The organism is Halobellus captivus (assembly GCF_003697845.1).
Taxonomy (GTDB): Archaea; Halobacteriota; Halobacteria; order Halobacteriales; family Haloferacaceae; genus Halorubrum; species Halorubrum glutamatedens.
In genome coordinates this window covers 173,893-186,247 of record NZ_RDQE01000003.1, presented here as the reverse complement: position 1 = coordinate 186,247, position 12,355 = coordinate 173,893, and the positions used below count along the sequence as shown (strand labels likewise).

11 protein-coding genes are annotated in these 12,355 nt (G+C 67.1%); 3 read left to right on the top strand and 8 right to left on the bottom strand.

Annotation, left to right across the window (positions count from 1 at the left end; all coding sequences use genetic code 11):
• Window positions 1-8: 8 nt before the first annotated feature.
• The 7 genes from EAO78_RS04730 to EAO78_RS04705 all read right to left on the bottom strand — a co-directional run bounded on the left by EAO78_RS04730 (window position 9) and on the right by EAO78_RS04705 (window position 7,140).
• Window positions 9-1,196: an ABC transporter ATP-binding protein gene (locus EAO78_RS04730; protein ID WP_122104703.1), complete on the bottom strand. Its 1,188-nt coding sequence runs from the start codon at window positions 1,194-1,196 to the stop codon at window positions 9-11.
• A 33-nt stretch (window positions 1,197-1,229) separates the two neighbouring features.
• On the bottom strand, window positions 1,230-2,138 hold the full coding sequence (locus tag EAO78_RS04725; protein WP_122104702.1) for a carbohydrate ABC transporter permease: 909 nt from the start codon (window positions 2,136-2,138) through the stop codon (window positions 1,230-1,232).
• 1 nt (window position 2,139) lies between these two features.
• Window positions 2,140-3,024, bottom strand: a complete 885-nt coding sequence (locus tag EAO78_RS04720) for a carbohydrate ABC transporter permease (protein WP_122104701.1) — start codon at window positions 3,022-3,024, stop codon at window positions 2,140-2,142.
• Window positions 3,025-3,042: 18 nt separating this feature from the next.
• Window positions 3,043-4,230 (bottom strand): ABC transporter substrate-binding protein, encoded by a 1,188-nt coding sequence (locus EAO78_RS04715; RefSeq protein WP_122104830.1) that lies wholly within the window; start codon window positions 4,228-4,230, stop codon window positions 3,043-3,045.
• A gap of 323 nt (window positions 4,231-4,553) precedes the next feature.
• A complete protein-coding gene (locus EAO78_RS04710; protein WP_122104700.1) occupies window positions 4,554-5,606 on the bottom strand; it encodes a glycerophosphodiester phosphodiesterase in 1,053 nt (350 codons plus the stop codon).
• Between the two features lie 121 nt (window positions 5,607-5,727).
• Complete coding sequence (locus EAO78_RS18085) at window positions 5,728-5,880, bottom strand: hypothetical protein (protein ID WP_185955725.1); 153 nt, start codon at window positions 5,878-5,880, stop codon at window positions 5,728-5,730.
• Between the two features lie 90 nt (window positions 5,881-5,970).
• Window positions 5,971-7,140 (bottom strand): glutathione-independent formaldehyde dehydrogenase, encoded by a 1,170-nt coding sequence (locus EAO78_RS04705; RefSeq protein ID WP_122104699.1) that lies wholly within the window; start codon window positions 7,138-7,140, stop codon window positions 5,971-5,973.
• Between the two features lie 160 nt (window positions 7,141-7,300).
• Between EAO78_RS04705 and EAO78_RS17655 the strand changes: the two genes are divergently transcribed.
• A complete protein-coding gene (locus EAO78_RS17655) occupies window positions 7,301-7,507 on the top strand; it encodes a hypothetical protein (RefSeq protein WP_136516483.1) in 207 nt (68 codons plus the stop codon).
• A gap of 63 nt (window positions 7,508-7,570) precedes the next feature.
• On the opposite strand, the gene EAO78_RS04700 is transcribed toward EAO78_RS17655, so the two are convergent.
• Window positions 7,571-8,194 carry a hypothetical protein gene (locus tag EAO78_RS04700; RefSeq protein WP_122104698.1) on the bottom strand — a complete coding sequence of 208 codons (624 nt, stop codon included), beginning with the start codon at window positions 8,192-8,194 and terminating at the stop codon, window positions 7,571-7,573.
• 129 nt (window positions 8,195-8,323) lie between these two features.
• On the opposite strand from EAO78_RS04700, the gene fdhF reads away from it, so the two are divergent.
• On the top strand, window positions 8,324-10,483 hold the full coding sequence (gene fdhF / locus EAO78_RS04695; RefSeq protein ID WP_122104829.1) for a formate dehydrogenase subunit alpha: 2,160 nt from the start codon (window positions 8,324-8,326) through the stop codon (window positions 10,481-10,483).
• Between the two features lie 153 nt (window positions 10,484-10,636).
• Complete coding sequence (locus EAO78_RS04690) at window positions 10,637-12,349, top strand: formate--tetrahydrofolate ligase (protein ID WP_122104697.1); 1,713 nt, start codon at window positions 10,637-10,639, stop codon at window positions 12,347-12,349.
• The last annotated feature ends 6 nt before the right edge of the window (window positions 12,350-12,355 follow it).

Below are 12,355 nucleotides of genomic sequence, written 5' to 3'. Positions count from 1 at the left end.
GCGGTGACTCAGTCGTTCGCGACCCGCTCGAGCCGATCCGACGTGACCGGTGCGGTCGAGGAGTGGTAGAACGCCTCGCCGGTCTCGGGCTCGAAGAGGTGGAGCCGCTCCGGGTCGTAGGTCACCGAGACGGTCCCGCCCGGCTCGAGCGACGAGCGCGGTTCGGCCCCCATCTTGAACGTCGCGTCCCCGACCGAACAGTGAACGAGGAGGCTGTCCCCGAGCGGCTCCGTGACCTCGACCGTCGCGTCGAACGTGGTCTCCCCGAGGTCGGGCCGGTCGCGGGCCGGATGGAGGTCCTCCGGTCGCACGCCGAGGACCGCCTTCCGACGGTCCCCCGCTTCGGGGTCGGCGAGCGACTCGGCCGCCGTTCCGTTCTCGACGTTCTTCCCGTCGCCGGCCTCTCCGGTCGGGAGCGGGATACGGAAGGCGTCGTGGACCGCGACGCCCCCCTCCACCGCCACGTCGATCATGTTCATCGCCGGGTCGCCGATGAACTCCGCGACGAACCGGTTCTCCGGGAAGTCGTACAGCGCCTGCGGCGGGTCGACCTGCTGGATCTCGCCGTCGTCCATCACGACGACCCGCTCGCCGAGGGTCATCGCCTCCGTCTGGTCGTGCGTGACGTAGACGGTCGTCGTGCCGAGTTCGGCGTGGAGCCGCGTGAGCTCCGCGCGCATCTGGATCCGCAGCTTCGCGTCCAGGTTCGACAGCGGCTCGTCCATCAGGAACGCGTCCGGGTCCCTGACGATCGCCCGGCCGAGCGCGACGCGCTGGCGCTCCCCACCGGACATGGCCTGCGGCTTGCGGTCGAGCAGATCGGTGATGTCGAGCGTCTCGGCCGCCTCCGCGACCCGTCGGTCGATCTCCTCGTCGGTGAAGGAGTCGGTGGCGTTCATGCCGAACGTGATGTTCCGTCGTCCCGTCATGTGCGGGTACAGCGCGTAGTTCTGGAACACCATCGCGACGTTCCGGTCCTTCGGCTCCGTGCCGGTGACGTCGCGGTCGTCCATGCGTATCTCCCCGTCGGTCGCCGTCTCGAGCCCGGCGAGCAGTCGGAGCGTCGTGCTCTTCCCGCAGCCGCTCGGGCCGACGACGACGAGAAACTCGCCGTCCCGGACCGTCAGGTCCACGCCGTTGACTGCGACGACGTCGTCGAACTCCTTGCGGAGGTTTCGTAGCGTTATCGTGGTCATGTCATTCGGTTTCGTAGCGTCATCGTGGTCACGTCACTTCTGTTGGATCGCGAACGTCTCCAGAAGCGGTTCCCGGAAGAGGACCATGAGCGCCAGCGGGGGGAGAAGCGTCAACACCGAGCCGGCCATCACGAGCGACCAGGAGAGCTGTCCGCCCTGGACGTCGCCCTGAAGCAGCTGTAAGCCGACCTGTGCGACCTGGTTCGCCTCGGAGTCGATGATGACCAGCGGCCAGAGGTACTGGTTCCAGGCGTAGACGAACATGATGATCGAGACGCCGACGAGGACGCCTCTCGACATCGGGATCAACACCTGGAGCGTGAATTTCACCGGTCCGACACCGTCGAGTTTGGCGGTTTCGACGATCGAGTTCGGGATCGAGAGGAAGTGCTGTCGCAGGATGAAGACGGTCGTCGCGCTCGCGAGATACGGGACCGTGATCGCGAGCAGGCTGTTGCCCCAGCCGAGGTCGTTGATCAGCTGGAACAGCGGGATGAACCGAACCGGGACCGGCAACAACAGCGTGAACAGCACGAACAGGAAGACGAGGTCCTTGTACGGGACCCGGTAGTAGACGATCGCCATCGCGGCGAGTACGGAGATCACGAGCTTCCCGACGACGACGACCACCGACATCAGGAGCGAGTTCCACATGAACCGGCCGAACCCGTAGTCGACGATCGCCTCCCGGTAGTTCTCGACCGCGTACGTCCCGGGGATCAGGTCGGGAAGGCTCGTCACGATCCCCTGCTGTTTGGTGCTCACGACGACCGCGACGAGGATCGGGAACACCACCATCCCGACCAGGAGCCAGAGCTGGAGGTGGACGCCGACGCCCTCCCCGAGCCCGGTCACCGCCAGCGGTTCGTCCTCGTCACCAGCAGCTATCGCCCCCTTCAACGCCTCGAACCGTCGTTTCGTGTACTGGATCGCGTTCGTCATCTCACGCTCCGTAGTAGGAGTACTCCTCGGTCAGTCTGAACTGTATCACCATCAGGACCGCGACGACGAGGAACAACACAACGGACTTCGTCGAGGCGACCCCGAAGTTGAAGAAGGAGAACCCCTCGCGGTAGAGGTCGAAGATCAGGACGTTCGTCGCGTTCGCGGGACCGCCGCTCGTCAGCAGGTCGACGAACGCGAACGTGCCGAAGAACGCGTAGATCGTGTTGATGATCACGAGGAAGAACAGCGTCGGGGTCATGATCGGGACGTACACCGAGACGAGTCGACGCAACCGACCGACCCCGTCGAGTTCGGCGGTCTCCGTGAGCGCGTCCGGGACGTCCTTCATCGCCGCGATCATGAAGATCACGTTGTACCCGATCTGTTTCCAGATCGCCACGAGAAGGACGACGAGGAACGCCTGCGGGCCGTCGTTGAACCAGTCGACGTCGAACCCTACCGCCTCGATCGGCCCCGTGAGAACGCCGAGCGTCGGGTGGAGGATGAAGAGGAACACGAGCGCGGCGACCGCCGGCGGGAGGGCGTACGGCCAGATCACGGAGATCAGGTACCATCCCTGTCCGTCGTCGACCTCGTGGATGAGGAACGTCAGGTACAGCGAGACCGTGATCGTTCCGACGACCACGAGCGCCGCGAAGAGGACGGAGATCGCGACGCTCCGGTGATACGCCGAGCTTTCCAGAAGCGTCAGGTAGTTCTCGAGGCCGACGAACTCCTCGGCCCGGCCGAAGCCGGCATCGAAGAGGCTGGTCCGGAACGCGAGTGCGGTCGGATAGTAGAGGAAGACGACCGAGACGAGGAGCGTCGGCGCTAAAAGCAGGGCCGCCTCCAGTCGTCCGTCGAATATCTCTCGTGTGGACATCTGACCCGTCGACCTCGATCACTCGTAGTAGTCGGTCAGCACGGACTCGACCTCCGACTTCATCGTCTCGATCTCCGATCCGACGTCGTCGGCGTTGACGACGTCGACCGACTTGTCCTGGATCACCGTCTGGACGTTTCGGGCCGGACCGAGGAGCGCCCGCTTCGTGGCGGGGTCGGAGGCGTCGCCGTTCTGGAGCTGCTTGAGCGCGACGTTGTACATCGGGTTCTCCTCGAACCACCCCTCCTCGCGCAGGGAGTCGACCGAGGGTTGCGTGATCGGGTAGTATCCCGACCCCTTGTGCCACTCCGTCTGGACCTCGGGTTGCGCCATGTACTGGAGCAGCTGCCCGATCTCCTCGTACCGGTCCTCGGGGAGTCCGTCGGGGACGTAGAAGGACGCGCCGCCGATGACCGGCCCCACTCGCGTGTCGCTGATGGACGGATACGGGGCCGCGTCGACGGTGAATCCCTCGGAGTCGGCGATCAGTCCCGCGACCGACGCGGTGCTCGTGAGGACCATCGCGGCCTCCTCCTCGATGAAGAGCGAGGTCGCCTCGCCCCACGCCTCGATCCCCGGGTTGGTGTAGAGGCCGTCGTCGGCCATCCCCTTCCACCACTCGTAAAGGTCGTGGACGGCGTCGGGCGTGTAGAACTCCGAGGGGTCGCCGGCGTGGCCGTTCTCGGCGTCGGTCATGAGCTCGCCCTCGAAGCCGTACCACGTCTCCACGAACCAGACGTGGTTCGGCCAGGTGATCCCGTACTGGGTGACGCCCTGATCGACGAGCGTCTCCGAGGCGGACCGGACCTCCGCGAGCGTGCTCGGCGGGTCGTCCGGGTCGAGTCCCGCCTCCTCGAACGCGTCGCGGTTGATGTACATGATCGCGTTCGAGTTGTTGAACGGGAGCGAGGCGAGCTCGCCGTCGACGGTGAAGAACTCCGCGACGTTGTCGAGGAAGACGTCCGTGTCGAAGTCGTCGGGAAGGATCTCCGCGACAGGCCGAACCTGCTCCGTGTCCAACACCTGTTGGGCGAACAGGCTGTCGACCTGGAGCATGTCGGAGACGTTTCCGGAGTCGAACGCCGCGAGCGTGTTCGTCAGGACGTTCTCGTAGGAGTCCTGAAACTCCATGTTCGCCTCGATGCCGTGTTCCTCCTCGAAGCCGGCGGCGATCCCGTCGAGCGTCTCGCCGTTAGTGCCGCCCATGGCGTGCCAGACGGTCAGTTCGTCGGCGATCGGGGAAAACTGCGCCTCGTTCCCCCCGCTTCCACCCATACATCCCGCCAGCCCGGTCATTGCACCCAGCGCCGCCCCGGTCGTGGCGAGCGTGTTTCGGCGTGAGATACCGCGCGTCGAGTCGTTGTTCGACGTCATGCGACCGAAGGTGACGAAAGCGGCCTAAAAGCCTCTGCTAAGAGTTCTACGGACCGATCCGAGCCGTACGGACCGCTATATATCGCACCCTCCCCGGTTCGATATCATGACCGCCCGTCCGCTCCGACATCCGTCCGCTCCGACTGCCCGTCCGTTCACGACGATCCGCCGAGAAGCCCCGCGTAGTCGGCGATGATCCCGTCAACGCCGACCGCGGCGAGCCACCGGGCCTGATACCACGTCTCGACCGTCCAGACGTTCACCTCGCGGCCCGCGGCGTGGGCGGCCTCCACGAGATCGACGCCCGCGTTTTCGCCGATCTCGGAGAAGGGCGTTCCCCGAATCATTCCGATCGGCGGATGGATCGCCTCGGCGTCGTACGCGTTCGCGAACGCGAGACCGTCCTCGACCGACTCGGAGAGAATCGGCGCGACGGGATACGACGAGACCTCGCGACTCGCCGCCAGCGCGGCCTCGTGAAAGGACGAGAGGAGCACCTCGTTGTCGTGGTCGTCGAGGGCCGAACACACGCGCTCGACGAACGGGCGCCACGCCGCCGTGCGCTCGGCCAACTCGTCGTCCGGGAGCTTTCCGGCGGGTCGAAGGTCCCCGCGACCGGGATTCTTCAACTCGACGTTCACGCCCACGTCCGCGGGTAGCGCCTCGAGCACGTCCCGAAGCAGCGGCACCGTCTCGCCGCTTCCGAGCACCTCCGCGCTCGTGACGGTCTCCGTGTCCGTCTCGCGGACGAGGCCCTCGGCGTCGGTGAGCCCGAGGGCACCGCCGGCGGGTCCCGCGAGTCGATCGTCGTGAAAGGCCACCACGTCGCCGTCGGCGGTCGCGACGACGTCGACCTCGACGAGGTCGGCCCGTCGGGCGTCGGGGACGTCGCGACCCGCGGCCGCCTCCACCGCCGCGACCGTGTTCTCCGGGTTCTCGCCGGCGAATCCGCGATGGGCGATGAGCGCGAGGTCGGATCGGGTCTCCGGACCGAACGACTCGAGCGGTGCCGGCTCGGTCCCCTCCTCGCGCGTCCCACCGTCCGTGTACGCCAACCCGACCGCCCCCACGGTCGCGATCCCCGCGGTCCCCGCCAGGAGGGCTCGACGACGGGAGACGGTCGTCTCGGTCGCGTCAGTCGTCGACAGGCCGGGATCGTCGGACCGGTCTCCACCGCCGGACCGAGCCGGATCGTCGGATCGAGTCATGGGTCGTCGTGTCGCGTTCCGCGTATAGGGCCTGCTATGAGGTCTCCCGAGGGCTCCGTACCGGGACGTACCGGTCGCGTCGTCGTCCCGATCACGGGCCCGTTTCGCTCTCCGAGTCCGCTCAGATCCCGAGTTCCGCCTGGAGGTCGTCCCAGTCCTCGTGGAAGCCGTGGGTGGACTCGGTCTCGGCGCCGACGGCCGACTGGTACACCTCGTCGTACTGGAGCAGTTCGCCCCACCCGTCGTGGAACGCCCAGTTACAGTATTGGCACATGTATCGGCGAACGCGTCGGTGCGCCATAAGCGTTGGCTGCGTCAAAAAACGCGAGAACGGAGCCGTCGTCGATCGGACGGGTCGGCCGACTCAGGGCTCGAGGAGGACCTTCGTGACGCCCTCCTCGCGGGCGTCGAACGCCTCGTACATCTCGGGCGCCTCCTCGAGGTCGACGCGGTGGGAGACGACCCAGCTCGGGTCCGCGCGGCCCTCGATGATCATGTCGCGCAGGTACCGGTTGTACGACTTCACGTTACACTGGCCGGTCCCGCACTTGAGGCCCTTCTCGAAGAACTTCCCGAAGTCGATGCCGAGCCGCCCCTGTGCGGCCATGTCGTCGGGCGCGCCGGGGTCCTCGGGGACGTACAGCCCCGGAATACCGAGCTGTCCCGTCGGCCGGACGACCCGGATCAGGTTGTTGATCACGACCGCCGGGTTCTCCTTGGCCGGCTGGTAGGAGTAGTCCTCCGTGTCGGTGTCGACGTCTTCGGGGTCCGTCGCCTGGTACCCGACCGCGTCGACGCCCTTGTCGACCATCCCGCCGTGTTCCTCGAGGATCTGGTCGACCGGGTCGCCCTCCGAGAAGTCGATCGCGTGGGCGTCACAGTGCTCCTCGGCCAGCTCGAGCCGGCTCGGTACCTGGTCCACGACGTAGATCTCCGCCGCGCCCTTGATCTTGGCGCTGTAGGCGGCCATCAGCCCGACCGGGCCGGCTCCGAAGATCGCGACCGACTCGCCGGGCTGGAGGTCGGCCAGCTCGGTGCCGTGCCAGCCGGTCGGGAAGATGTCGGCGAGAAGCGAGAACGCGTCCTCGTGTTCGCGCCCCTCCGGCAGTTTCAGCGCGTTGTGGTCCGCGTACGGGACGCGGAGCTTCTCGGCCTGTCCGCCCGGGTACGGTCCCATGGCGACGTAGCCGTACGCGCCGCCCGCGAATCCGGGATTGACGTTGGTACAGAAGCCGGTGTATCCCTCCTCACAGTTCTGACAGAACCCACAGGAGACGTTGAACGGCATCACCACGCGGTCTCCCTCCTCCAGCGTGGAGACGGCCTCGCCGACCTCGCTGACGATCCCCATGTTCTCGTGGCCGAAGACGATCCCCTCCTCGGCTGCGGTTCGGCCCTCGTACATGTGAAGGTCCGACCCGCAGATACACGACGTCGTGATGTCTACGACCACGTCGTTCGGGTGCTCGATCTCCGGTTCCTCCACGTCCTCGACAGCGACCTCGTACGGTCCCTGATACACTACTGCTTTCACAAGTGATCCATGAGAACGAAGGGCATCATTTGACGTAAGTCTATTTACAGGTCAATTACCATTAACAAATTTATAACGATCGATAGCAACACTACTTCGATGAGAGACGGCCGCGACGCGACCGCTCCCGCCGAGGGGTTCAAATCCTTCGAGAACCTCCGTGCGAACGAATGACACCCATTCGGAGCGCGGGATTCCCATGGTGACCTATCGACGCGGGGGGTACGTCCAGGGCGGCGACGACGCGGTAGAGCGCGGCTGTGACCACTGCGAGTGGCACGTCGTCGCCGACTCGTATCCGGAACTGATCGGCGCCTACCAGCGACACCTCAAAGCGGAGCACCCGAAAGCCTGGCTCAGAGCGTGAAGGCGCGTTCCGCCGCGTGAGACCGGTTCGTGTGCCGAGGCCGGTTCGTGTGCCGAGACCGGGTCACGTCTCGGCGCGTTCCCCGCGTCGTCGCCAGACGACCATGTACAGCTCCCACGGGTCGATCCCGTACCGCTCCGCGAGTTCGTCACACGCCGCGAGATAGTCGTCGTACTCGTCGACCGAGGGCGGATCCGGATACCGTCCCTCGAGACCCGTCAGGTCGCATACGATCCGCCACTCGTCGGGGCCGACGACGACGAACCGGTCCGGGTGGACGAACGCGAGGAACGCGGAGGCGACGGGGAGGTCGACGCCCGGCAGCGCGGTCAGCGCGTCGACCGCCCCCGAGTAGCCCGTTCGTTCCGCTTCCTCCCGCTCCGTCCTCTCTCGTTTCGATCCTCTCCGCTCCGCCTCGACCGCGGTCGCGATGGCGTCACGAACCGCCTCGAAGTCGGCCCCCTCGAACGCCTCCTCTCGTCGGTTCCGGTCCGCTCCCGGCGGCTCGTCGCCGAGGTAGCGGCGGCCGTACCACCGGACCACCCACTGGGCGTCCCGCCGACCGTACTCGCCGCTTCGGAACGCGTCCGGCAGAGTCTCGACGGCCTCGGACTCGACGGCGTACAGGGGCTCCGACTCACGGTACGCCTCGATCGCGGCCTCCACGTCGTCCCGAGAGAGATCCATACCTCGCGATCGGTCGCCGCGCACCTAACGCTTCCGCGCGGGCGGACGATCCGGGCGAACCACCGACACACTCATGGAACTAGCGGCATAGATCGTGACACATGAACGCGTTCCGAGCGGGTGATCGGCATGTCCAGTGAGGGTGACGACGCGGTCAAGACGATCTGCCCGTACTGCGGGGTGGGCTGCGGTATCCAGATCCAGCAGGGCGAGGACCGCGGCGACGTGAACTTCCGACCGTGGGGCGACGCCCCGGTCAACGAGGGTCGCATCTGTATCAAGGGCGGCGCGGCGACGCAGGTGATCGACCACGAGGACCGACTCACGGAGCCGCTGATCAAGGAGGACGGGGAGTTCCGCGAGGCGACGTGGGAGGAGGCGTACGACCGGATCGTCTCGGAGATGGAGCGGATCCGAGAGGAGCACGGCCCCGACGGGATGGGCTTTTACGGCTCCTCGAAGACGATGAACGAGGAGAACTACCTCCTCCAGAAGCTCGCCCGCCGCTACGGCACCAACAACGTCGACAACTGTACCCGGATGTGTCACGCCTCGACCGTCTGGGCGCTCAGGACCAGCCTCGGCGCGGGCGCGATGACGAACAGCATGGAGGACTTGGAGGAGGCCGCTGACGTCTTCTGGATCCAGGGAGCGAACCCCGGCGAGCAGCACCCGATCGCCAACAGCCAGTACTTCCGGCAGGCGGTCCTGGAGGGTGCGACCGTCATCCAGGTCGACCCCCACGCGAACAAGACCACGCGGTCGTTCGACATCGGGGAGACGGACCGCCACATGCACCTCCAGGTGAACCCCGGCGCGGACATCCCGCTCCTCAACGTCGTGCTCAAGACGATCCTCGAACGCCACGAGGAGGAGCCCGACGCGGGCTGGATCGACGAGGAGTTCATCGCGGAGCGAACCGAGGGCTTCGAGCATCTCAAGGAGACGCTCGCGGACTTCGACGAGGAGGCGGCCGCCGAGGAGGCGGGGGTCCCGCTCGAGGACATCGAGCTCGCCGCCGAGAAGTACGCGATGGCGAACAACGCCGCGATCTTCACCGGGATGGGGATGAGCCAGCACACCTGCGGCGTCGACAACGTCCAGAACGAGATCAACCTCGCGTTGATCACGGGCAACCTCGGCAAGCCCGGCACCGGCGTCAACCCGCTCCGCGGCCAGAACAACGTCCAGGGGACGAGCGACGTGGGCGCGATGCCGAACGTCCTGCCCGGCTACCAGCTCGTCGACGACGACGAGGTCCGCGAGTCCGTCGAGGAGGTGTGGGGATTCGAGGTGCCCGACGAGCCCGGCCTCACGAACGTCGAGATCTCCCACGAGGCCGGCAAGTCGGTTCACGGGCTCTACGTGATGGGCGAGAACCCGCTGATGAGCGAACCCGACGGAAACCGGGTCGAGGAGCGGCTGAACTCGCTCGAGTTCATGGTGGCACAGGACATCTTCATGACCGAGACCGCCGAGCTCGCGGACGTGGTGCTCCCGGCGACGACGTGGGCCGAACGGGGCGGCACGGTCACGAACACCGACCGTCGCGTCCAGCGAATGCGCGGCGTCGAGAAGGTCCACGAGAACACGAAACACGACCTCGAGATCCTGATGGAGGTCGGCAGCCGGCTGTTCGGCGAGGACGGGTTCCGATTCGATGACGTCGAGGCCGTCTTCGAGGAGCTTCGAGAGGTGTGTCCGATCTACCACGGGATGACCTACGACGGGCTCGGCGAGGAGGGACTCCACTGGCCGTGCTACGAGGAGGGCGACGAGGGGGACCAGTTCCTCTACGAGGACTCCTTCGACACCGAGAGCGGGCTCGGCCAGATCGAGGGCGTCCGCCATCAGCCGCCCGCGGAGGTTCCCGACGAGGAGTACCCGCTCATCCTCACCACCGCCCGGCTCGAGGAACACTACAACACGGGGACGATGAGCCGTCGCTCGCCGACGCTCTCGCGACAGCATCCCGAGAACTTCGTCGACGTCCACCCGAACGACGCGGAGCGGTACGGCATCGAGGACGGCGACATGGTCCAGCTCAGGTCGCGCCGCGGCGAGATCGAGGTGAAAGCGCAGGTGACGGAGGACATCAAGGAGGGAGTCGTCTGGACGACCCCGCACTTCGCGGCCGCCTCCGCGAACCGGCTCACGAACGACGTGCTCGACGACCGCGCGAAGATCCCTGAGTACAAGGCCGCCGCCGCCGACATCGCGGTGACGGTTTCGGACGGCGGCGAACCGGCCGACGGGACCGGAGACGACCCCGAACCCGCGGACGACTGAGGCGGTCTCGGCGTTTTCGGGATCGCCTCCACCTTTTTCCGATCGCCTCCGTGTTTTCGCGGGTGTTCCCCTTTCGAGCCCACTGGGAGTTCGCTCTCTCGATCGATCGGAAACACCTCCAACGCTCTTGACCCGCCCCCGTGAAGGGTCGGTATGGTGACGACGGATCCCGACCTCGACGACGGAACGCCCGAATCCGACCTCGCCGTGGTCCGATCGACGACCACGCGCCCCATCGAGGAGGTCGCCGCCGACCTCGGATTGACGCCCGACGACGTCGAACCACGGGGTGAGGGGGTCGCGAAGCTCACCCTGGACGCGGTCCGGTCGGCGACCGCGGACGCCACCGACGGAACGACCGTCCTCGTGACGGGAATGACGCCGACGCCGAAGGGCGAGGGGAAGACGGTGACTACGGTCGGGCTCGGCCAGGCGCTCGCGGCGCTCGGCGAGTCGACGACCGTCGCGGTCCGGGAGCCCTCGCTCGGACCGGTGTTCGGGATCAAGGGCGGTGCCGCCGGCGGCGGCTACTCCCAGGTGTTGCCGATGGAGGCGATCAACCTCCACTTCACCGGCGACATCCACGCGCTGACGGCCGCCCACGACCTGCTCGCCGCGACCCTCGACAACCACCTCCACCAGGGGAACGACGAGGAGGTCGACGTTCGCCGGATCCACTGGCCGCGGGCGCTCGACGTCAACGACCGCGCGCTCCGCGAGACGGTCGTGGGACTGGGCGGCCCGGCCCGTGGCGTCCCTCGCGAGGACGAGTTCGTCATCACCGCGGCGTCGGAGCTGATGGCGGTGCTCGGGCTGGCTTCCGATCTCGAGGACCTCAAGTCCCGGATCGGCCGGATCGTGCTGGCCGAGGATGCCGACGGCGACCCCGTGACGCCGACGGATCTCGACGTCACCGGCGCGGTCGCGGCGCTGCTCCGTGACGCGTTCCGCCCCAACCTCGTCCAGACGGTTGAAGGCGTCCCGGCGCTGGTCCACGGCGGGCCGTTCGCGAACATCGCACACGGCACCAACACCCTCGTCGCCGACCGAGTCGGGGCGTCGCTCTCGGAGTACCTCGTCACGGAGGCGGGGTTCGGCGCGGACCTCGGCGCGGAGAAGTTCGCCCACATCGTCGCCCGCGAGGGGATCGTCCCCGACGTCGCGGTCGTCGTGGCGACGGTCCGCGGGGCGAAGCGCCACGGGTTGGAGATGTGGCCGACCGACTTCGATGCGCTCGCGGATCCGGACCCCGAGGCGGTACGGGCCGGCGTCGACAACGTCCGCCGCCACGTCGAGATCGTCGAGTCGTTCGGGGTTCCGGCAGTGGTCGGGATCAACGTGTTTCCCGACGACACGGAGGCGGAACTCGCCGCGCTCGAGGACGCGCTCGTCGACGACGGGATAGCCGTCGCGCGTTCGACCGCGTACAGCGACGGCGGCGAGGGAGCGACCGACCTCGCCGAGCGGGTCCGGAACCTCGCGGGGACGGGAGAGTTCACGCCGCTGTACGACGTCGACGAGCCGGTCGAAGCCAAGATCGAGACGGTCGCTCGCGAGGTGTACGGTGCCGACGACGTGGAGTACGTGGACGGCGCGCGGGACGACGTCGACCGTCTCGAGGAGTGGGGGCACGGCGACCTTCCCGTGTGTCTCTCGAAGACGCCGTACTCCTTCTCCGACGACGCCTCGCTCACCGGCGTCCCGGAGGACTGGACGCTCACCGTCAGGGAGGTGACCCCCTCCGCGGGAGCCGGGTTCCTCGTGGTCAAGACGGCCGACGTGATGACGATGCCGGGACTGCCCGCGGAGCCGGCCGCCGAGGAGATCGACATCGACGCCGACGGTGACATCTCCGGGCTGTTCTGAGCCCGG